Genomic DNA, 19,904 nt, shown 5'->3' with positions numbered 1-19,904 from the left:
TAATATTCTCAATGATTTTATTCCTATATCTTTTAGTTAAGTACTCCATGTGAAATAGGAGGGATATGAAATGAAACGAAGACAATTTTTAAAAGGAGTGCTTTATGGGACCGGGGGAACGATGGTTGCTCTAGGGGGGTTTGGCACATTCACTAAGCTTACTCCGCAGGCAATTGCTGCGGCTAAGGATGAAGCCAAAACGGTGTTTTCCACATGTGAAATGTGTACCAGTCGTTGTACGGTCGCCGTAAAGGTGAAAAATGACAAAGTAGTAAAAGTAGAAGGTAACCCTAACGATGGCGCGACAGCCGGCACGATTTGCGCCCGTGGCAATGCTGGTCCTTCCCTGCTTTACGATCCTCAGCGTATTAAAAAACCGATGATTCGCACGGGGGACAAGGGGAGCGGCAAGTTCAAAGAAGTAAGCTGGGATGAAGCTTACCAGTATATCGCGGACAAAGCGAAAACCATTCAAAAAGACTTTGGGGCAGAGTCGTTCGCTTTTGCCAGCCGGGTTAATCCCCAGGACCAGTTCTTCCGTCTGATCGCCAGAGCCATAGGGAGTCCAAACACGTTCTCGCATGAGGCAACCTGTCCCATGAGCAGGACTACCGCTCTGGAGGGCACCTTCGGCAATCCTTATATCGGTGCGGATTATGGCAATGCCAAGTATATCATTACCATGGGCCGTAATTTCTTCGAAGGAATTCATGTCCCTATGGTTAAAGGGGTAATGAAGGCTGTTGGCAACGGAGCTAAATTAGTGGTCCTGGATCCGCGTTTTAGCGTTACCGCTGCCAAAGGGGAATGGATTCCGATCAAAGGTGCTACTGATCTGGCTTTTGTGATGGCCATGGCCAATGTAATTATTAGTGAAAATCTATATGACAAAGAGTTTATAGACCAATATACTGAAGGGTTTGACAAGTGGGTTGAAGCCGTCAAAGACAAGACCCCGGAATGGGCCGAAAAGGAAACCGGCATCCCGAAGGATAAGATTGTCGAGATTGCCCGCGGGTTTGCCGCTGCCAAGCCAAATGCTTTGATTGAATACGGCTGGCGCACACCATGGACGCCAAACGATTATCAACTGCGCCGCGCCATTATGATTGTTAATATGATGATTGGGAACTGGGAGGTTCCGGGCGGGTATTATCAGAAGAAAGGCGCGGGCGTACTGGCGCGGTTCCCGGATCAGGCCGGATATGCCAAAGCGACAGGCGGGGGTTTTGGGCCTCAGCCAGTGGCTCCCAAGCCTGCTAAAGGACGGATTGACGGTGCAGGTGTGAAAGGTACTCCCGGACAGCTTGTACCCGTGGTGGACGGGGCAATCGGGCAAATCACGGAAAGCATCCTGACCGGCAAGCCATACCCGATTAAAGGATGGTTTGTGCACCGCTTTAATCCGGTTATCAGCATGCCTGAAAGCGACCGGGTAATTGAAGCGCTGAAAAAGCTTGACCTCTTGGTAGTATGTGATGTCTATATGACAGATACCGCCTATTTCGCGGATGTGGTGCTGCCTGAGTGCACCTATCTCGAACGCTACGAACCGATTATTGACCAGTCTGGACTCGTGCCGAAGCTGCAATTGCGTCAGCCTGCGGTTCCCCTAGTCTATGCCGACACTAAGCCCGGATGGCAGATTTACAAAGAATTGGGTGCCAAAATGGGTATCGGAGATTTCTTCAGTTTCAAAGACATGGAAGAATTCCTATCAAGGTCGCTTAAGCCGGCAGGGCTTACCCTCGATCAACTGAAGGAAAAAGGATTCTGGAGTCCAGCCGGTATGAAACCGTTCTATATGCGTGGTAAAGATCCCAAAGCACCGGCACCCCCGACCAACAGTCCCAACGGCAAGATTGCGATCTTTTCCCACGAGATTGATGAAGCTGTCAAGGGTCAGGGACTTCCCGTTTATACTCAGTATCCGCAGCCGGAAGAAGGGAAATTCCGCTTTGTGCAGGGAAAAGTCGCTGTCCACACGAATGCGGGCACCCACAATGTACCGGTCCTTAATGAGCTGATGCCGCAGAACTCCTTGTGGATTAATGCCCAGAGCGCTGCAAAGCTCGGGATTAAGGACGGGGATGACATTGTTATCTCCTCCGGTCAGTACGAGCACAAGGGCAAAGCCAAAGTAACAGAGGGGATTCGTCCGGACACAGTCTTTGTCTATCATGGCTTTGGCCGGATTTCACCTGAATTAAAACGCGCTTATAACAAAGGAATCAACGACAATAAGCTTATCAAAAATGAGATCGGGGAATCTGGCAATGTCGTGACTTCAACCACATTTGTAAGCGTGCGCAAAGCTTAACTTGTTAAGCATAGTGCCTGACAGTATCTAAGACAGAGGAAGGAGGCAGCAAGATGGAGGAAAGTACGAAAGCAGAACTTTACTTGGCGTTTGCAGCAGTCTTTCAGCGACCGCGCCCAGAAGTTTCTGATCACTTAGAAGAGTTACTGGAACTGTGGGCCGAGGAACTCCCTGCCTCTTTTGCACAGCTGCAAGAACTAAAGAATTTTTGCCAGAACTATGCGGCAGGTGAAGAACGGATCAATGCTTTATGGGAGCATTATATCCCCCTATTTGAGACCGGTAAGGTTGAAGCTTCACCTTATGCCTCAGTCTACCTTAACCGCGAAAAGCAGGTGCTGGGGGAAGAAAGCTTGGCCGTTAAGTCATTTTATGAAGCATGTGGCTATGTCATTGAAAGTACTGGAGAACTGCCAGACCACCTGGCTGTGGAATTGGAGTTTGCGGCTTTGTTAGCACGTGATGCTGCAGAAGAACGACTGACCGAGTTCAGGAAACATCATCTCCTTCCATTTCTGCGCGCGATTCTGCCTTTGATCCAAAAATCCGGCCGCCCTGTTTATGCTGCTGCCGCGGCAATTCTCCAAGACTGGCAAATTCATTCTGAAGAAAGAGGGTGACTTCCTTGGCTAAACAATATGTCATGGTGATACAAGCAAGCAAATGTATTGGCTGCCAAGCCTGTACAGTTGCCTGCAAGTTCCAAAACGAGGTACCGGAGGGGCAGTATCGGACGAAATCTCCAGCGATCGGCCCAACTGGGACTTACCCTAATGTTAAACTGTATTTTGAAAAAGAAGCCTGTCAAATGTGTAAAAATGCCCCTTGTGTAGGAGTGTGTCCCACAAAGGCTTCTTATTACAATGAGGATGGCGTGGTCTTGGTTGATGCTAATAAATGTATTGGCTGCAAATACTGCATGACCGCCTGCCCTTATGATGCGCGTTTTCTCAATGAAGAAACAGGAGCTGCTGATAAATGCAGTTTCTGCTATGAGCATAGAGTCTCCCAAGGGGAGAAGCCTGCCTGTGTCTCTACCTGTCTGGGCGGTGCGCTCGTATTTGGAGATTTGAACGATCCGAACAGCGAGGTCAAAAAGCTCTTGGACAAACACAAATCAGAGGTGCGGAAGCCTGAATTCGGCACTCACCCGAATGTCTATTACATTTATGAAGGGGTGAAATAAAGATGGATATTACATGGGGTGCATCTGCCTCGCATGAGTTAGCGTGGGGAGGAATTATTGCCATCTATCTGTTCCTGGCCGGAGTGGCCGGGGGTGCTTTTCTTACTTCCGCTTTAACCGATCTTTTTAGCAAGAACCGTCAGTTCAAAGTTATCCGGGCCGGAGCCTATATTGCCCCGGTAGCGATAATCATCGGCCTGGCGATGTTAGTTGTGGACTTGGGTAAGCCTCTTAGTTTCTGGAAGCTTATCCTTTATGTCAACTTCCATTCAGTCATGTCGATCGGTACGTTCATCATCTCAATCTTTACTGCTTTTACCGTGGTGTACGCTTATCTGGTATGGATGGCGGCAGCCGCGGAGAAGAGGATCAAAATCACCCTGGCTGGACAGGAAATGGCCGCGGCCAAGGCCACAGGGATTCAATCTTTGCGCAAACCGGTAGCCGTGATCGGCAGCCTGTTCGCTCTTGGGACAGCCACTTATACAGGATTTTTACTATCCGCAGTTACAACCAACGGGCTCTGGCATGTGAGTTTCCTAGGCATTCAAGGGATACCGTTCTTGCCCATTCTGTTCCTGGTCTCGGCTATCTCAGCAGGATTAGCTGCTACTCTGATCGGGGCGGTAGACTGCAGTGATTTAACTGCGTATAAGAAAGCCGATATCATCCTCTTGGCTATTGAAATTATCCTTTTAGCGATTCTCTATACTTCCGTTAAGGCAGCCTTCTTCAGTGGTGGCATGGCTACCCTGTTCTGGCTCGGAGTCGTGGTCGTAGGCCTCCTGCTCCCGCTTGTATTGGCAATATACGGGGTTTCCAGCCATAAAAACCTTGTCTTGCCTGTCTGTGGGATGGTCGTAGTTGGTGGCTTGTGCCTGAGGTATTTCGTGGTGTATTCGGGACAGCTATTCAGATAGACTAAAAATCAGAAAAGCTGCCTCTTTATGGGGCAGCTTTTTGCGTGGTGCTTAAAGTCAAGTTTGTCTGCGAAGAAAGGCATTTTATCTGACCTTGGCGCGTAAACATGTTATGTAGAAATGCTAAGGGAGGATGGCTGTGGGTACCGACTGGAACGAGATTTGGGACAATCATCCTGATGTCTTTGTGGCACGCACCTGGCAGGAGTGTCCGGAAGATAAGAGAAAAGCCTGGCGTTTACCCCACCAATTTACATATTATATGGGCGGGGAAACAGCATTACGGGTTGGTATTATTGCCAGCAACTCATTTCCTCGGGAAGAGGATTTTTTGCTCTCGGGAATTTGTTATGGGCAGCGCCTTAGCAATGGGGCCAAGACCCTTGTTTATTTCGTGGCCCCGGACTTCTCCCCTCCTTTTTTGCACGTCCTCTCAAAAATCTCTGGGATCATTGCTGTACGTGCAGTATACTGGCGCGAACGCCTTAACCCAAGCCTTTATCTGATCCCGGAAAGTAATACCCTTATGGCGACCATTCGTCAACCTGTGGGGGAAGGACGACCAGACTGGGATAAATGGGCCAGACCGCTTAATCCGGTGGCGCGCCAGCAACTCGGAGTAGTCAAAGAGTATTTTGCAAGCCTAAGCGGCAGGCGTACCCATGTTGACATCCGCTCCCAGCAAATATCTTTGGTGTGGGGAAATGTTGAAATCGCCGAAGTGCGCCGCAAAGGGAAGAAGTTTGAACTTAATACTAAGGCCCGCTGGGAACGCAGTCCGGAATTAGCTAAGAACTGGCAGAAAGCGGGCTGGGTTGATGCGGATGGAAGTCTTAACCCTGAGTTCTGTAATACGGTAGCGGGGGTGCTCGACCGCCTGGAAGAGCTGGAAAGCCAGGGAAGCTTGCGTCAGCGCGATCTGCTTGCTCTCTCTTTTTATGCCGGAGCGGGAGTGGTTAATTCTCTCTGGGGCAGCATCTGGACCTGGCCTTGGTTGGCCCGGGACCGGGGAGAGACCTGGGTCAATGAACTTGGGCAGTGGTACTATTTTGAAGGGAACGGTCAGCTCAGTGTGATTTGCCCGATATTGGAACGTCCGCTCGCAGAAGCGTGTAAAAGTGTAATACTCACGAGCGTTTTGGAAAGGAGCCGCCTTTTGCGCGATGCCAAAGGGATAAGAGGGGAAAAACTCTTGTGGGACGGAAGAGTGCATTGGGTTACTCTGCCCTCTCTGGAAGAGGAATTACGGCGCTGGCACTGTTGGCTGAAACAGCCCGAACAGTTTCCGGTTTGGAGTTTGCCGGCAAATTGGGAGATTGAAGGACTGAAAGAGCTTTCCAGCCGCGGTGGCCAGACGGGGATTATGCCGTCTGTTTTTCTCTGAGCTTCTTAATTACCGGCAAAGTAAGGGTTACGAGTGTACCTTGGCCGTCCGGCGGCTGGCTGAGAGTAAGCTCGCCGTGATGAGCTAAGACGATTTGCTGGGCGATGGTGAGGCCCAGACCGGTCTTTCCTTTGCGGGTAGTAAAGAAAGGGTCGAAAACCTTTTTCATTACTGCTTCAGAGATGCCATTGCCGGAGTCTTCCACACTGAGTTTGATTTTGTCCATGTCAGCAGCAAGTTTTAGGATAATGCTTTGCCCAGGTTGCGAGGATTCGATGGCATTCTGAATGATGGACAGTATGGTCTGAGTCAACTGCTTTTCATCCCCCATAACGGCAGGAGACTCGGGTGGCAGGTTAAGAATTAGTGAAACTTCCTGCATTAAGCAAGTTGGCTGCAGGATCTGAGCAGCTGAGTAGACAAGTTGGTCTACGTTAAGAGGGTTTAGCTGGGGTGCGGAGGGATTGGTTAAAAGCACAAATTGCGTAAGCAACCGGTCGGTTGTATCGATCTCATCCAGTACTAATTGGTGATAGGGACGCAGAGGTTCCGGCCACTGGTCAGGCCCGGCCAGTTGGATGAATCCTTTAATTGTGGTGAGGGGATTGCGCAGTTCATGGGCCAGCCCGCCAGCCACCTGGGCGATCACCGAGAACTTGGCCGCTTGTAAATAGGATTCGAACTGTTTTTTCTCCTCAGTCACATCGCACAGTACCAGTAAAGTTCCTGACGGAACATCACGATCAAGGAGAGGGTGCTTAACGTATTGGATAAAGCGCTCCTCTCCTTTGTTAAGTTTTAGTACAAATTCTCCGTTGGCAGATTCTTTGTCAGCGGGATAATCTTCAATAATGTTATAAATGGGCATACCACTGAGTGAAAACTCGCTAAAGGGCAAAAGATCAATGGCCTTGGGGCTGGCTTCAACAATGTTCCCTATGCGGTTGATCATAAGAATAGCTTCTTTGGAGTAATCCACTGTTTGATGTGAGTCTTGCTGGAGCAGGATGCGTAAGGTTCGAATGTGCTTTTGGTGAAGAAGACGTTCATCTGAAACCAGGCGGAAAATTATCCCCAGCCAGGCAATGGCAAGTACAATGTCGAGGCTGAGCAGAATCCTTAGCAGGAGCAGGGAAGGGCACATAAAACTGCAAACGAAGGTAAGAACCAGGGTAAAGAAAAATAGAAAAGCCAACAGTTTTTGCGTGCGCGATTGTTGAAGCCAAAAGGAAAACACAGAAAATCCAATCCTTTCTCATGTAACAACTCTAATTAATAATAATCAGGACGTCCTAGTGCAAATCCATTGTTTAGTGTAACATAAAGAACAGGTAGAAAAATGTAAAAAAACCGTGTATGCTTTGTTGAATTTTTTTAGGTTGGAATAGACAAATGTCTTATGAAGACTAGGGTTTCAAGTTTATACGATATAGTGTATAATTATGCAAAACGGTGGAGAAGGGGAAAGAGATGAAAGTACGCAAGGCTAAACTGACTGATGCTGAACCAATGCTAGCTCTTATTAACGGATATGCGGAACAGGGATTGATGCTGCCCCGGTCGCGCAACATGCTGTATGAGAGCATCCGCGAATTTTTGCTCGCCGAAGAAAAAGGAGAAATTATTGGTGTTGCCTCTCTGCATATTCTCTGGAGCGATTTGGCAGAAATTCGGGCTTTGGCTGTTGCTTCCGCTGCCCAGGGGCAAGGACTGGGCCAGCTCTTGGTGCAAACCTTGATTGAGGAAGCATTGGACCTGGGATGCGAGCGGGTGTTTGCGCTCACTTATCAGCCTGGTTTTTTTGAGCGCTGCGGCTTTCAGCTTGCAGAGAAAGAGGAAATGCCGCACAAAGTATGGAAAGAGTGTATTAATTGCGTCAAGTTTCCGAACTGTGACGAGATTGCAGTGATAAAAAATATTAAATAGCGCCATAGGTGTACTTTCAATATGCAATATAATGTCAGGTATACCTTCGCTAAGGAGAATCAGTGATGCTGAAAGAAGTCAAAATCTATACGGATGGCGCATGTTCCGGTAATCCGGGACCGGGTGGCTGGGGCGCTCTCCTTATATATGGGGATGTAGAAAAAGAACTCTCCGGTTTTGTGGCCCATACTACGAATCAGAGAATGGAGCTTATGGCCGCGATCGAGGGGCTCAAAGCACTTAAAGCCAGCTGCCGGGTAAGCCTTTTTAGTGACAGTGCTTATCTGATCAACGCTTTTTGTCAGGGCTGGCTGGAGCGCTGGCAGAAAAACGGCTGGATAAACTCCCAGAAAAAACCTGTGGAGAACCAAGACTTGTGGCGGGAATTACTTAACACGGCTGGGAAACACAGGATCGAGTGGATTAAAGTTAAAGGCCATGCAGACAACCCTTACAACAACCGATGCGATGCGCTGGCCCGACAGGCTATAGCTGTACAGAACGGGAGTAAACTTAACTTATAACCAAATAATGGAACCATGGCACCGTCTTTTACATACACAGTTAGTAACTATCTTTTGCATGGGAGACGGTGCCATGAACTTGCAAACTGAGGCTAGAGAAAGCTTGCTCAAGGCAAAACATTTTGTTTTGGACGGCGGAGAGCAAATCCTGGCCGGGCGCGTGGATGAAGAGCATGGGGTATCAGCCAGCCCGGGAGCAACTGCTTTAGCTTCTCTTTCTCTGCTAGCTCTCGGACGGAGTTATGAATCAGCATACAGGCGTGGGGCACACTGGCTGTGGCAGCACCGTCAGCCTGACGGCTGGGGTAAGTATGAAGGAGATAAGCCTGACGAGGAGATTACCAAACTCGCGCGCACAGTTCTTCAGGGGAGCCTAGGAGGACTCTTGGCAAAACTGGTTCTGCTGGCGCAAGCACGGCAGTTTTCTGGAATGATACTTTCTTTGGGGCAAAGGGTAGTGCCTGGCCTGAAGGGGCCAACTCCAGAGGAAATAGTTCTTCCGCGGATATTAGAGGAACGGGTGCTGGCAAAGCTTCCCGTATATGGCAGGCCGGTAGTAGTGGCTGCATCATTGTTGGCTGCCCAGGATAACCAAAAGGGGATCACAGAGGGGCTTAATTACTTGAGTCTGCAGCAGATGGCTGACGGTTCTTGGGCCGAGGATATAGTCGCAACCGGTATGGGTATTCTAGCTTTACTGCGCTTTCAGACGCACCGAGAGAAAGCGGACCAGGCTGGGCGCTGGCTGGTGCAGAAACAATATTCTAACGGCAGTTGGCCCGCTTTCGACCAGCTTTATACTTGGGCCGTGGGCTGGGCTGTAAACATTTTTGCCGAAACTACGCTCTTAGCAGATGAGGAAGCATGGTTAAAGAGAGGCTTGACCTGGCTTAAGCAAGGACAAAACCTGGACGGGAGTTATGGTACTAATCCCCCTTTTACCCATCCAGATATTGATGACACAGCCGTAGCTTTGAGCCAGGTACAGGAAAACCAACTTACCGTTCAATTGCTGCGCTCACTGCAAAATGAGGATGGGAGTTGGGGAACATTTCCCAGTTTTAAGGGTGTGCCCCCTAATATTCAATGTGAATTTCCTGTTTATATTCCCAGCGCAGATGTGACTGTGCACGTTTTGGAAGCGCTCTGGCACCAGGATTCGCGTGCGCAGGAACAGGCTATTTGGCGCGGACTGAATTGGCTTTTAGTACAACAGGGGGAGCAGGGGGATTTTCCCGCAGCCTGGTTCGAAGGGCAGGTTTATTCTACTGCTCAGGTGCTTGAGCTCTTGAGCAAATGGAAGTTCAGCTGGGAACAGTGGAGATCAGCACGTCAAATCTATCTCGCCCGTAGGAAAAGCCTTGATTTTTTACTCGCTGCTCAAAGGGAGGACGGAGGGTGGGGCTGCCCTGTCGAGAGTGCTCTCACTTTAGCGGCTCTTTGGCGTTACCAGAAACGGGTGCAGCCTGAGGTTTTTGAGCGGGGAATTAAGTACTTGCTGGAACAGCAGTGGGAAAACGGTTCGTTTAAGCCTGCTTATCGCGGTGTTTACGCCAAAGGGTGGAATTATGAAGAACCCATAAGCACCGCTCTCACTGCGATCAGGGCACTAGATCGGTATCTGAGGTTAAACTCTTCTTCGTGATAGATAACTAATCAAGAGAAAGGCGCAATCATGCCTTAGGATTTCATTCTCAAGGTGAACTATCTTTAGGATCCTTTAGATTAATGCCAAAAAACAGAAAGCCAGGAGCTTTACTCCCGGCTGATATTGCACCAAATCACTATAAACAGTGGGAAGCTCCAAATGTGGATTCCCACTGTCATTTATTTTTATTTATTCTTCTACGAGTGGGCGTTTCATTTAACTTCAAGTCGAGTAGAGTCTCAACCTGAAGCCCCGATGCTTTGCTTAGTTAAACGAGTTCACTTGATGAGCTTGAGCACTGTTATATGATTTATTAAGAATAATGTGGAGGAATTGCCATTGTAATTCGAGATAGGCATTTGCTATTTCATGTTGGCTTATACCCTTTTCTAACAGGTAATTGCGCGAGAAACTTTCAAAATCGCGAATAAACCCCAACACTTCTTCTTCCCGAGTTGACAGCATTTTACGACCCCTCCATTCTTAATTTCTCTTTTAGCCAGGTATCTTGGCACATGGACTAGCTTTATCTTAATTATATGTAACTTAGTATGTGAAAACTGTTGGAATTAGTAAGTCAAACAGGGCAAAGAAGGGAAAAGATTGAAGAACTACCGGGATTTCGTGTAGGTTTTTGCCGTATGGCCGTGACTTTGGCTAGGAAAACGCCAAAAAGTCAGATCGAGAAAACGTATATTTCCGGCACGGTAATGTTGTTTGGCTGCTTCTGAATCTTTAAGTGAGAGGTAACAATCTGCTAAAGCATGGTGAATACTCCCTGTATAAGCTAAACTAAGCAAACGCTGGGTGAACCAATGTGCTCCGTTATGCGGAAATCCCGCTTCTTTCGCAAGGCGCAGGCTGCGTTCGTACATGCGCACAGCATCGGGAATCTTGCCGAGTTGTCTCAGAATATGCCCTTGGGTTGCGAGCAGCAGAGGATCAATCAGTGCATAGGGGTTGTCCCTTACAATAGAGAGCGCTTGTTTGGAACGGCCCTCTTTAAACAGTATGTCCGCAAAGGTGGCACAGAGCAGGGGGTCGTGGCTGGACAGGAATTTCTCCAGTAAAGAAATGGCTTGACTCGGTTCATGTAAATAGTAATAGAGCTGACTGGCAAAACGGGCGATGGCAAGCGGACTTGAGTCCTGAGAAATCTCGCGCGCCATTCTTTGAACTGTAATTTTCTTTTGGGGTGCATTAAAAGTTTTCTTTTTTAGCATAACGACATAGGAAAGTATTAACCCGATGCCAAAAGCAAAGAAACCTCCTTGTACCCCAAAGCGCCAGCTAATGAGTATTGCAGTCAGCAAGGAAAAGGTGGCCAAAAATAGGAAGAAATAGAGTTTTTGTACGTAAAGGATTTCTGGATCATACTTTACTTGCTGCATTTCTATCCCCTCCCTCAAATATTTACGAGTCTTAGAAGAGAATTAGAACCGCTTCTTGGATGATTATGGGAAAATTACGATTAAACCATTGGGTTTAGGTAAGGGTAGTGGTATACTTAACTTAATCACTTTGAGTAAGAGAGGTGCTGGGATGGAAAATGAGAAATTTCAAAACTTAATGCTTGAGCATTTTGGGAAAGTTCTTACTAAGTTAGACGGTATGGAGTCTCGTTTGACGGGCGTTGAATCTGAACTCTCAGGAGTAAAATCCGAGGTAACAACGATTAAATCTGAACTCTCAGGAGTAAAATCCGAGGTAACAACGATTAAATCTGAACTCTCAGAAGTAAAATCTGAACTGATCGGGGTAAAAGAATCGCAAATACGTATGGAAACGGATTTCGGCAAGAAGCTAGATGTTCTTTATTATGATTGGCGTGGGACTCAACAGCAATTTAACGAGGAAATTAAAACTCGGATTAAAAGTTTAGAAACAAAGGTTGAAGCTTTGCAAATGGAAAACATGATCAAGAGATAAAGGATATTTATCTGGTGAAAGCACCTAACGAATAGGCGAAAGAAAAAAGAAAAAAGAAAAAAAACCCTTGATTTTCAAGGGTTTTAGGAATTATATTTTTGGTGGAGGTAAGCGGGATCGAACCGCTGGCCTCTAGAGTGCGATTCTAGCGCTCTCCCAGCTGAGCTATACCCCCATACAAGTAAATTATAAACGATGTTAGAGAATTTTCAAGCCTGTACGAGTATTTGTGCGAGATAATTTATTTAATACCTAAATATTGAGGAATAACAATGTCTGAGTCTGGGAATTGTTTCAGTACTGCAGGAATCTTATAGTAAATGCCGAATGTTATCGTAAAGAATCTGGTAGGAGGTGTTACTATGGATTTAGATGAACAATTAGCTCAAAGATTCGTCTGTGTAAAGTGTGGGAATCACGGGGCGTTGGCGAAGAGATTTGCCGCTACGGGAACAGGCCTTTCCAAAATGTTTGACATCCAGCACAATGAGTTTATCGCCGTATCTTGCCAGTCTTGCGGGTTCACCGAAATTTACAATCCGGAAATTCTTGAGGGTAAAGATAACTTGGGTAGTATCCTTGACGTATTCTTCGGTGGTTAATGTAACTACCGATTCTTCTGAGTTCTTGGTAGTTTTACACAAAACACACTGCCTACGTCCGGTGTGCTGGAGGCTTCGACTGAGCCTTGGTGCAGGCGGGCAATTTGACTGACCAGAGCTAGTCCGATGCCACTGCCTCCGCTGGCGCGTGAACGGGATTTATCTGCACGGTAAAAACGTTCGAAGATAAATGGCAAATCCTCGGGGGCTATTCCTGGTCCATTGTCTTTAATACGCACTTCTATGCTATCAGGTGCTTGATCGAGTATTATCGTAATTCTCCCATGCTCAGAGTTATACTTATAAGCATTGTGAATGATATTATAAAACAGCCTGGTAAGAAGGCGTTCGTCTCCTTCTAATTCAACAGGAGCGGGCGGTAGGTTCCATACGACATCTAAATCCTTTTCTTTGATCAAAGGGCTAAGGTTATAGGCCACTTTTTTTAGGAGATCTTTGAGGTTGATTAGACTAAGGTGCAGTTGAAGAGCGCCCATCTCCGAGATGTTCAGATCTTTAAGGTCGGTGGCTAAACCTACTAATCTATCGATCTCTTCATTTAAGACAGAGAGGTTTTGCTCGTTAGGAGGGAGAACTCCGTCCTGAAATGCTTCAATATAGCTCCGGATGGACGTTAGGGGTGTACGCAGTTCATGAGCAATATCCGCTGTGAATTGTTGGCGCAGTTTTTCCTGATGTGTCAGACGGTCAGCCATAGAATTAAATGCCTGTGCCAGCGTGCCGACTTCGTCTTTAGCAGAGATAACAACCCGCTCATCAAAACGTCCCTGACCAATGCGATGGGCGGCTTCGGTTAAGCGTTTGAGTGGTCGCACCAGGTGCCTGGTAATCAGAAAGTTCAGCAAAATCCCCAAGATGAGTGCAAGAACTCCTGCCAGGACAAGAGAGCGCAGGACTGCGGACTGAAATGAAAGATCCTGGGGATTGAGCACCCTGGGGGCGGCAGGATACACGATGCGCGCTGTTCCAACAATTCCCTGAGGAGTAACAATTTCGATCGTCTTACTCTTCCATTCTGCAAAAGAATGTCCCATTCCCATCATGGTACTATGTTGAGACATCATGTCGGTGTCAGGGTTGCTCAAAACAGCGACAGTGCTTTCCTGAGAGTCCAGGAGCGTTACTTCCGTACCCAGCGGCAAGGACTTGCTCAGTTCATTCAAGGCGGAGCGATCCCAGCCTCCTTTGTTTTGATAGAGGGTGCTGAGCCTAGCGGGCAAATCAGTTAAAACTGACTCAACAGTCTGAGACAAGTACTTACTGAATTCTTGATTAAATACCAGGTTTACAGATAGAACGCTTAACAGCAAGGCAAGCAGAACAACTGCCGTAGTGGCGAGGAAAAGCTTTTTAAGCATTATCTTCCCCCGCGTCCTCCACGTTGGGATTAAATTTATATCCGATGCCGAAAACGGTCAGAATGATCTGTGGTTTTCCCGGTACTTTCTCAATCTTTTGCCGCAATTTTTTAACATGAGCGTCAATAACCCGTTCATCCCCCCCGTAATCATAACCTTGTACTATTTCCAAAAGCTGACTGCGGGAATATACTCGACCGGGGAATTTGGACAGAGCCCCAAGAAGCTTGAATTCAGTAGGAGTAAGGGCTATGTCCTTCTCAGCTATTTTGACCTCATGGCGGATATTGTCAATGGTTACACCGTTGTCAAAGGTGACAACATCAGCCAGAGGGGCTGAAGTACCAGTGCTTCTTCTTAGAACAGCTCTCACCCTGGCAACAACCTCCCTGGGGCTAAAAGGCTTGGAAATATAGTCATCCGCGCCCAGACCTAGCCCTCTGATCCGGTCTTCTTCCTCCACTTTGGCTGTAAGCATGATTACCGGGGTAGCGGACGTTCTTCTGATCTCACGGCAAAGTTCTTCTCCGGAAAGGCCGGGAAGCATGAGATCGAGAACAACTAGGTTGTAGTCGTTTTCTTTTAAGAGCGCCTGGGCGATGAGGCCATTGCCGGCGGTAGTTACCTGAAAGCCTTCCTGTTGCAGGTAGGCTTTGAGAACATTGGCAATATTTTTTTCATCCTCCACCACTAAAATTTTCATAGAAATCCCTTCCTAAAAGTTAATACTCAACGATTACTAATTCTCACTGATGAGTGGCTTACTATATAGTATCTATTGTGAAATAAAATAGCAAGTCAATGTGAAATGGATAGCAAGCATTCCTATTCGTGAAAGTCTATTATAAAAAACCACCCCGGCCCTGACTTGGACCGGGGAAGAGTTAGTTTATGCGCGGGGTATCCTCTGTAGACTCTCCGTATTTTTCGCGCAAGAAAATATCACAGTAACCGTTGTCCCATCTTTGGCACATATCACAGCTAATAGTGGGTGAGCCCATTAAGTCATGCACCCGTTCCTCTGGATAAGCTGATGTAAAATAACTGCACTCCCCGCCAATGGCTCTTAATTCTTTAGGTGCATCCCTGTCAGGCATGTAATCAGGCATAAAAATTCCCCCTCAATGGAAAATTCTAAATGGTGCTCTTAACATAAATTACCCGATTATAGGTCAAAGCATGCAAATGAGGTGTTAAAAGCATTGAGAGGGTAAAAACGACAAAACTTGTGCCAATTAGTCATTATATACTCAAGGAGTTTTGATCTCAGCGGAGAAATAAATGATAGTAAAGCGGACAACCTTTTATCCAGATTAATAATAAGGCAATGAGTTGCCACGAAAGCGAGCGCAATCGCAGGAGGAGGAAGGGGTTCGCGCCAGAGTTTGCCAGGAGGGAGGGATGTTGGCTTCCCGGATGAAGACCGCTTGTTTGGATAAGCCGATAGGGGAGCGAGGATACTCGTACCAATTTTTAGGCGATTGGCCGCAAGAATGATTCGTTGTTCAGATCTTTGTCTCTGCTTAGAATTATCCATTACCTACGGTTAACTTTGGGAAGGACTCTGTCCTAGGCAAAAAAAAGAGCACGTTTCAACCCCTGTGACTGCAGCCCAGGGGGGAGACGCCCCGGCGGTCGCCACTCTGTTATTGGAGCGGTCGTAGGCAGACTGCGGGAGATTATTAAGCCCAGGGAAGGGCTTTTTTTTTGTTTGTTGCCAACCACGTGCTAAAAAATTGAGGAAGGAGGAGGAAACAAGCGGCTAATAGAGAATAATATATTAGGTATGCATATAAATTGTAAGTCTTACCTCTGATGAAGGGGGAACATGTCATGATTCGAGCGATTCTTTTTGATTTGGACGGAACTTTGTCCCTGATGGACCAAGATGAGTTTATGCGCAATTATGTGGGACTTCTGGTACCCCGTTTTGCCCACCTGCTTTCGCCTGACCGTTTTGGAAAACAGCTGCTGCGTTCCACGGAAGTAATGGTTAGGGAACCAAAGCCTGGACGCACCAACCTACAGACGTTTTTTGACGATTTTGGCAAGGCAACGGGGCAGCCCTTTAATGCTCTATGGCCCATATTCGAAAAGTTTTATGAAACAGACTTTCCCGCTTTACGTTGTTTGGCCAAAACTAATCCTGAAGGGAAAAAAGCGGTTTTAAGTGCGGTTAAGCAAGGCTTTGTGACGGCAGTGGCTTCAAACCCGGTTATGCCCTTAAGTGCTATCAAAGAACGTATCCGTTGGGCAGAGCTAACTCCTGAAGATTTTTCTCTGATTCCGTCAATTGAGGATTTCCACTCGTGTAAGCCTCACCCCAGCTTTTTCGAAGAATTGGCGGAGAGACTTGGAATGGTGCCCGAGGAGTGCCTTATGGTCGGGAACCACCCTGTGGAAGATTTAGCCGCCCGCCAGACCGGGATGAAGACATTCTTGGTCGGAATCCCTGCAACTGGGATCGAGACTGACTATTACGGGGAATTAGCCGACTTAGTAAAATTAATCTTACAGGGAAATTTCGCATAGAGATGCAGGCGGTCTTTGCACCAAACATAGAGCTTTTATTTCAGGAATTCATGCGTCGATATCGGGAATTACAGGCGGCAAAGAGGCTGGAAACTATATGGTTTGTGAGCGCAGTTCTGCTGGGCGTTGCGGTAGTTTGCCTACCGTGGGTTTTCCCTGACAAGGGACTGATTTCAGCCGGAGCAATCCTCATTTTTCTTTATATAACTGTACGTAAATACATGCGCCAGACTGAACTTGTTAACCACTTGAGTGTCAATGTCCATATTCTGCATCATCATCTCTTAGGTAAGCTTGAGGTGGGTTTCTGCACTCACACTTCAACCTGCAATTGTGCTGAGGAATTTCGCCTATATGTATGGCATAATTATCGGATTTCATTGTATGGCGGAAGTCTTGAGGAGAGATACTAAGACTGGATTTACAAAGGAGTGTTAGTTAATGCAAGCAAAAACAATCTCTACAACCGCAGCGCCTGCTGCTATCGGACCGTATGCCCAGGCTATTGTGCTAGACAAGCTCGTATTCACGTCCGGGCAGATACCCCTTACTCCGGAAGGACAGCTTATCGGGGACAGTATAGTTGAGCAGGCTGAACAGGCCTTGAGGAATTTAGAAGCGGTACTTAAAGCAGCTGGTTCATCCTTGACGCAAGTGGTTAAAACCACGGTTTTCCTTCAGGATATGAATGATTTTGCCACGGTCAATGAAATATACGGTCGTTTCTTCACTGAGCACAAACCGGCTCGTTCAGCAGTACAGGTAGCCCGTCTACCGAAAGATGTGAAGATTGAGATTGAAGCTATCGCATACTTACAGTGAGGATGAGTATGCATTAAAAGACTGCTCTCTATGAAAGGGCAGTCTTTTCAAGTTATGCGGTAACTGGAGCCATAATCTAAACTTTAAGTAGGGTTGACAGTCATAGGCTGACGTGGAGTATGCTCTTCACCGTAATTTGGGTATAGGGGATTAACTGTTCCGATGTCGACATTAACCTGCACCTGAACCGGTGCTGCCATCACGATGTCATCTTCATGATAGCCCATCGTTAGCAATTCCAGATACCTGCGTTCGGCTTGTTCTTGGCTGAGCAGCTCTATGTCGTTTTTCAGGCCGACGATGTAGTCCATTTAAATCACCTCAGTAGGGATTATGAGACAATCGGAAGAAAAATATACAGAGATATTATAGTTCGAGCACGGCAGCTTCATCCCGGTCGAGCTTGTCCATGCACGTTTTCAAGCGGGTGCGCAAAACGGGGTCACTTACGGCGTCCCGCATCTGCCGCAGAAGGTCAATCGTGCGCCGAAACACGCTAATGATATCTCCTTCATCGAGATTGCAGAATTTCTGCACTTCGGTCAAGGACAGCCCACGGCTCCATTGATAAGTAATTATTGCCACCCTTGGGTCATAGCGCACAGCATCCTGTCCGCACACACTTTGAAGGTAACGGCCAAGATTTTTGACATCAGTCCAATCAAGGATTTCAACTTTGTGAAAGAAGTCATTCTTGCGGGATTCGAAGTCTACCGCGGAGAGTAAGGCATTTAATTGGTCATCATCAAGATCTGCGAAAATTCCGGAGAAGATGAGTTCCGTTACTAAAAGCTCCTGCACGTAAATCCGGCCCGCGCATTCCCCGCGGGGAAGCACTTCATTCTCTCGTAGGTAACCAAGTTGACGTAAATGACCTTTTTTAATCTCAAATTCATCCAGGAAGGAGTTCTCTCCGGGAAGGACTGCCAGCGTCTGCTCCAACTCCTGATATTCTTGCTTCAGGGCTTGATAGGAGTGGGTTTCATCCCGGCAGACGGTTTGGCGGGAGGCAGGACATTGTTGGGGAGGGTTGGCCAGAAGCTTTTCCCAGGACTGGATTTTACGGGCCATCGCCTTACCGTAAGCGCGATGTTGTTTGCGTGGGCCTAAGGAACGGTAGACGCGCTGTAAGCGCTCAAACTCTTTGAGCTTTGGATAGTGTTTAAGGGGGCAGTGCCAGGTGCTTACATGCTCGCAGCCGTTTACGCTCGTATTACTCAGTTTCTCAGACAGGAGGGCTAATTGCTCATTGATGTGAGCAATTGCCAGCACAGAACTGTAAGCCGCAAAGCTTTTCTGAAAAAAGATCCGGATTTGCTCATAGTTAAGGGTAGAGGTTAAGTTTAAGACCGTGTTGTATGTGAGCTTAAATTGGCTTGCAAGCGGTTCGAGACGGTCGATTTGAAAACGTGGAGGAGGATTTTTCTCAAACCAAGTAAAATCAATGAGGGCGAAAGAATATCCTTTTTCATCAATCCCGCGCCTTCCTGCACGCCCGGACATTTGAAAAAATTCATGGTTGGCCAGGGGCCGGAAATTGCGACCGTCAAATTTGTTAAGCGATTCAAAACATACGGCTTTCACCGGGTAGTTTATCCCTACGCTAAACGTCTCGGTACAGTAGAGGACTTGAATCAGCCGCTCTTGGAACAGTTCTTCCACGATTGCTTTTTGCACAGGGAGGAGCCCGGCATGATGGAAGGCTATCCCTTTAGCACACAGGCGCTTGAGCTGGCTTGTTGACAGGGACCAATTTTCCTCAGGCCCGAAATGGTTAAGAAAAGCTTCTTCCACCTGGCGGCGCTGGTGCGGCCTCAAATAGTTGGCGGTGCGCGCAAGTTCTTTGGCATTCCCGGCGCACTGCTTGCGGCTGAACACGAAGAAAAGAAGGGGGAGATATTTCCCTTCGATGGTCTTAATTAAATCCAAGTGCGTCGTCTTGGCAAAAGGGTTCTCTGTGAGCGCATGCTTGCGCTGCTGGCGGTAAAACTTCCAGAGCTTATCATAGGTAACGATGCCGGTATCTTTGCTGTAATAGAAATATTCCAGAGGAACAGCGCGCTCTTTTTCCTCGATTAAGGCTACTTCTTCCTTCCTGATCGAAGATATCCATTCCACCAATTGACGGGCATTGGCGATGGTGGCGCTTAAGCCTAAGACTTTCATATGGGGTGGGGCCAGAATAATTGACTCTTCCCAGACTGTGCCCCGTTCTTCATCATTAAGCCAATGGATTTCATCAAAGATGATATGTGAGACGACAGCAAGGTTAGGATCTTCCGTTATCACCTGATTGCGGAAGATTTCCGTAGTCATAATCAAAAGGGGAGCCGCTGGATTGAGTACAACGTCTCCCGTCATTATACCTACGGCCTCAGGCCCAAATTCATTTTTAAAATCTTTGAATTTCTGGTTGCTCAGAGCCTTAATCGGAGCAGTATAAATAACCCGCTGCTTGTTTTGCATGGCTTGTTCTACTAAATAATCAGCCACCAAAGTTTTGCCGGTTCCGGTAGGTGCTGCCACAATCACAGATTTCCCAGCATCGATTGCGGCTAAGGCTTCAGTCTGGAAAGGATCTAAAACCAGACCGTGGTAGGTGCGTCCTAACATTTGCTTCAACCCGTTTCTCCAAGAGTCCCCCTTATTTTAGCAAACCTTGGTAATATGGTCAAATTTACGTATATTCGAGGATGATAGATGGTCTGAACTAAAAATATCTCCCATATGAT

21 protein-coding genes and 1 tRNA gene are annotated in these 19,904 nt (G+C 47.3%); 13 read left to right on the top strand and 9 right to left on the bottom strand.

Annotated elements, in window-relative coordinates:
- Window positions 1–70 precede the first annotated feature (70 nt).
- From ACYQ2N_RS22550 to ACYQ2N_RS22530, 5 genes are all read left to right on the top strand, one after another.
- On the top strand, window positions 71–2,320 hold the full coding sequence (locus ACYQ2N_RS22550) for a molybdopterin-dependent oxidoreductase (RefSeq protein ID WP_460001684.1): 2,250 nt from the start codon (window positions 71–73) through the stop codon (window positions 2,318–2,320).
- Window positions 2,321–2,373: 53 nt separating this feature from the next.
- Entirely contained in the window at window positions 2,374–2,940 is a 567-nt protein-coding gene (locus ACYQ2N_RS22545) for a TorD/DmsD family molecular chaperone (protein ID WP_460001683.1), read from the top strand.
- Window positions 2,941–2,945: 5 nt separating this feature from the next.
- A complete protein-coding gene (locus ACYQ2N_RS22540; protein WP_460001682.1) occupies window positions 2,946–3,506 on the top strand; it encodes a 4Fe-4S dicluster domain-containing protein in 561 nt (186 codons plus the stop codon).
- A gap of 2 nt (window positions 3,507–3,508) precedes the next feature.
- The gene (gene nrfD, locus ACYQ2N_RS22535; protein WP_460001681.1) at window positions 3,509–4,426 is read left to right on the top strand and encodes an NrfD/PsrC family molybdoenzyme membrane anchor subunit; all 918 of its coding nucleotides are present in this window, start codon (window positions 3,509–3,511) and stop codon (window positions 4,424–4,426) included.
- A gap of 139 nt (window positions 4,427–4,565) precedes the next feature.
- Window positions 4,566–5,810, top strand: coding sequence for a hypothetical protein (locus tag ACYQ2N_RS22530; protein WP_460001679.1), 1,245 nt, complete (start codon window positions 4,566–4,568; stop codon window positions 5,808–5,810).
- Here ACYQ2N_RS22530 and ACYQ2N_RS22525 read toward each other — a convergent pair.
- The gene (locus ACYQ2N_RS22525; RefSeq protein WP_460001678.1) at window positions 5,788–7,047 is read right to left on the bottom strand and encodes a two-component system sensor histidine kinase NtrB; all 1,260 of its coding nucleotides are present in this window, start codon (window positions 7,045–7,047) and stop codon (window positions 5,788–5,790) included. The genes ACYQ2N_RS22530 and ACYQ2N_RS22525 overlap by 23 nt on opposite strands.
- A gap of 233 nt (window positions 7,048–7,280) precedes the next feature.
- On the opposite strand from ACYQ2N_RS22525, the gene ACYQ2N_RS22520 reads away from it, so the two are divergent.
- From ACYQ2N_RS22520 to ACYQ2N_RS22510, 3 genes are all read left to right on the top strand, one after another.
- Complete coding sequence (locus ACYQ2N_RS22520) at window positions 7,281–7,736, top strand: N-acetyltransferase (protein WP_460001677.1); 456 nt, start codon at window positions 7,281–7,283, stop codon at window positions 7,734–7,736.
- Between the two features lie 68 nt (window positions 7,737–7,804).
- Window positions 7,805–8,260, top strand: coding sequence for a ribonuclease HI (gene rnhA, locus ACYQ2N_RS22515; RefSeq protein ID WP_460001784.1), 456 nt, complete (start codon window positions 7,805–7,807; stop codon window positions 8,258–8,260).
- A 73-nt stretch (window positions 8,261–8,333) separates the two neighbouring features.
- Complete coding sequence (locus ACYQ2N_RS22510; protein WP_460001676.1) at window positions 8,334–9,905, top strand: prenyltransferase/squalene oxidase repeat-containing protein; 1,572 nt, start codon at window positions 8,334–8,336, stop codon at window positions 9,903–9,905.
- A gap of 267 nt (window positions 9,906–10,172) precedes the next feature.
- On the opposite strand, the gene ACYQ2N_RS22505 is transcribed toward ACYQ2N_RS22510, so the two are convergent.
- Both ACYQ2N_RS22505 and ACYQ2N_RS22500 read right to left on the bottom strand, forming a co-directional pair.
- Window positions 10,173–10,373, bottom strand: coding sequence for a hypothetical protein (locus tag ACYQ2N_RS22505; protein WP_460001675.1), 201 nt, complete (start codon window positions 10,371–10,373; stop codon window positions 10,173–10,175).
- A gap of 146 nt (window positions 10,374–10,519) precedes the next feature.
- Entirely contained in the window at window positions 10,520–11,299 is a 780-nt protein-coding gene (locus ACYQ2N_RS22500) for a tetratricopeptide repeat protein (RefSeq protein ID WP_460001674.1), read from the bottom strand.
- A 151-nt stretch (window positions 11,300–11,450) separates the two neighbouring features.
- On the opposite strand from ACYQ2N_RS22500, the gene ACYQ2N_RS22495 reads away from it, so the two are divergent.
- Window positions 11,451–11,837 carry a hypothetical protein gene (locus tag ACYQ2N_RS22495; RefSeq protein ID WP_460001673.1) on the top strand — a complete coding sequence of 129 codons (387 nt, stop codon included), beginning with the start codon at window positions 11,451–11,453 and terminating at the stop codon, window positions 11,835–11,837.
- Between the two features lie 99 nt (window positions 11,838–11,936).
- Here ACYQ2N_RS22495 and ACYQ2N_RS22490 read toward each other — a convergent pair.
- Window positions 11,937–12,012 (bottom strand) — tRNA-Ala (locus ACYQ2N_RS22490).
- Between the two features lie 187 nt (window positions 12,013–12,199).
- On the opposite strand from ACYQ2N_RS22490, the gene ACYQ2N_RS22485 reads away from it, so the two are divergent.
- The gene (locus ACYQ2N_RS22485; RefSeq protein ID WP_460001672.1) at window positions 12,200–12,439 is read left to right on the top strand and encodes a zinc ribbon domain-containing protein; all 240 of its coding nucleotides are present in this window, start codon (window positions 12,200–12,202) and stop codon (window positions 12,437–12,439) included.
- 5 nt (window positions 12,440–12,444) lie between these two features.
- Here ACYQ2N_RS22485 and ACYQ2N_RS22480 read toward each other — a convergent pair whose 3' ends face one another.
- From ACYQ2N_RS22480 to ACYQ2N_RS22470, 3 genes are all read right to left on the bottom strand, one after another.
- Window positions 12,445–13,818: a sensor histidine kinase gene (locus ACYQ2N_RS22480; RefSeq protein WP_460001671.1), complete on the bottom strand. Its 1,374-nt coding sequence runs from the start codon at window positions 13,816–13,818 to the stop codon at window positions 12,445–12,447.
- Window positions 13,811–14,521 carry a response regulator gene (locus ACYQ2N_RS22475; protein WP_460001670.1) on the bottom strand — a complete coding sequence of 237 codons (711 nt, stop codon included), beginning with the start codon at window positions 14,519–14,521 and terminating at the stop codon, window positions 13,811–13,813. Before ACYQ2N_RS22475 ends, ACYQ2N_RS22480 begins: the two co-directional genes overlap by 8 nt.
- Before the next feature lie 181 nt (window positions 14,522–14,702).
- Window positions 14,703–14,927: a hypothetical protein gene (locus ACYQ2N_RS22470; RefSeq protein WP_460001669.1), complete on the bottom strand. Its 225-nt coding sequence runs from the start codon at window positions 14,925–14,927 to the stop codon at window positions 14,703–14,705.
- Between the two features lie 724 nt (window positions 14,928–15,651).
- Between ACYQ2N_RS22470 and ACYQ2N_RS22465 the strand changes: the two genes are divergently transcribed.
- From ACYQ2N_RS22465 to ACYQ2N_RS22455, 3 genes are read left to right on the top strand one after another with little or no spacing between them, the layout of a single operon-like run.
- Window positions 15,652–16,350 (top strand): HAD family hydrolase, encoded by a 699-nt coding sequence (locus ACYQ2N_RS22465; RefSeq protein WP_460001668.1) that lies wholly within the window; start codon window positions 15,652–15,654, stop codon window positions 16,348–16,350.
- 2 nt (window positions 16,351–16,352) lie between these two features.
- Window positions 16,353–16,763, top strand: coding sequence for a hypothetical protein (locus ACYQ2N_RS22460; RefSeq protein WP_460001667.1), 411 nt, complete (start codon window positions 16,353–16,355; stop codon window positions 16,761–16,763).
- 28 nt (window positions 16,764–16,791) lie between these two features.
- Window positions 16,792–17,172 carry a RidA family protein gene (locus ACYQ2N_RS22455; RefSeq protein WP_460001666.1) on the top strand — a complete coding sequence of 127 codons (381 nt, stop codon included), beginning with the start codon at window positions 16,792–16,794 and terminating at the stop codon, window positions 17,170–17,172.
- 83 nt (window positions 17,173–17,255) lie between these two features.
- On the opposite strand, the gene ACYQ2N_RS22450 is transcribed toward ACYQ2N_RS22455, so the two are convergent.
- Together ACYQ2N_RS22450 and ACYQ2N_RS22445 are read right to left on the bottom strand one after the other, a co-directional pair.
- Entirely contained in the window at window positions 17,256–17,483 is a 228-nt protein-coding gene (locus ACYQ2N_RS22450) for a hypothetical protein (protein ID WP_460001665.1), read from the bottom strand.
- Window positions 17,484–17,538: 55 nt separating this feature from the next.
- Window positions 17,539–19,785: a DEAD/DEAH box helicase gene (locus ACYQ2N_RS22445; RefSeq protein ID WP_460001783.1), complete on the bottom strand. Its 2,247-nt coding sequence runs from the start codon at window positions 19,783–19,785 to the stop codon at window positions 17,539–17,541.
- Window positions 19,786–19,904: the final 119 nt, after the last annotated feature.

It is taken from the genome of Paradesulfitobacterium aromaticivorans, assembly GCF_054657415.1.
This window is presented reverse-complemented; position numbering and strand designations above follow the sequence as displayed.

Excerpts from the sequence above, each read along its gene's own strand:
- ACYQ2N_RS22520 (WP_460001677.1), top strand. The coding sequence starts at position 7,281 with ATGAAAGTACGCAAGGCTAAACTGACTGATGCTGAACCAATGCTAGCT.
- ACYQ2N_RS22470 (WP_460001669.1), bottom strand. The coding sequence starts at position 14,927 with ATGCCTGATTACATGCCTGACAGGGATGCACCTAAAGAATTAAGAGCC.
- ACYQ2N_RS22485 (WP_460001672.1), top strand. The coding sequence starts at position 12,200 with ATGGATTTAGATGAACAATTAGCTCAAAGATTCGTCTGTGTAAAGTGT.
- ACYQ2N_RS22545 (WP_460001683.1), top strand. The coding sequence starts at position 2,374 with ATGGAGGAAAGTACGAAAGCAGAACTTTACTTGGCGTTTGCAGCAGTC.
- ACYQ2N_RS22465 (WP_460001668.1), top strand. The coding sequence starts at position 15,652 with ATGATTCGAGCGATTCTTTTTGATTTGGACGGAACTTTGTCCCTGATG.
- ACYQ2N_RS22505 (WP_460001675.1), bottom strand. The coding sequence starts at position 10,373 with ATGCTGTCAACTCGGGAAGAAGAAGTGTTGGGGTTTATTCGCGATTTT.
- ACYQ2N_RS22495 (WP_460001673.1), top strand. The coding sequence starts at position 11,451 with ATGGAAAATGAGAAATTTCAAAACTTAATGCTTGAGCATTTTGGGAAA.
- ACYQ2N_RS22510 (WP_460001676.1), top strand. The coding sequence starts at position 8,334 with ATGAACTTGCAAACTGAGGCTAGAGAAAGCTTGCTCAAGGCAAAACAT.
- ACYQ2N_RS22550 (WP_460001684.1), top strand. The coding sequence starts at position 71 with ATGAAACGAAGACAATTTTTAAAAGGAGTGCTTTATGGGACCGGGGGA.
- nrfD (WP_460001681.1), top strand. The coding sequence starts at position 3,509 with ATGGATATTACATGGGGTGCATCTGCCTCGCATGAGTTAGCGTGGGGA.
- ACYQ2N_RS22450 (WP_460001665.1), bottom strand. The coding sequence starts at position 17,483 with ATGGACTACATCGTCGGCCTGAAAAACGACATAGAGCTGCTCAGCCAA.
- ACYQ2N_RS22445 (WP_460001783.1), bottom strand. The coding sequence starts at position 19,785 with ATGTTAGGACGCACCTACCACGGTCTGGTTTTAGATCCTTTCCAGACT.
- ACYQ2N_RS22500 (WP_460001674.1), bottom strand. The coding sequence starts at position 11,299 with ATGCAGCAAGTAAAGTATGATCCAGAAATCCTTTACGTACAAAAACTC.
- ACYQ2N_RS22480 (WP_460001671.1), bottom strand. The coding sequence starts at position 13,818 with ATGCTTAAAAAGCTTTTCCTCGCCACTACGGCAGTTGTTCTGCTTGCC.
- ACYQ2N_RS22475 (WP_460001670.1), bottom strand. The coding sequence starts at position 14,521 with ATGAAAATTTTAGTGGTGGAGGATGAAAAAAATATTGCCAATGTTCTC.
- ACYQ2N_RS22460 (WP_460001667.1), top strand. The coding sequence starts at position 16,353 with ATGCAGGCGGTCTTTGCACCAAACATAGAGCTTTTATTTCAGGAATTC.
- ACYQ2N_RS22455 (WP_460001666.1), top strand. The coding sequence starts at position 16,792 with ATGCAAGCAAAAACAATCTCTACAACCGCAGCGCCTGCTGCTATCGGA.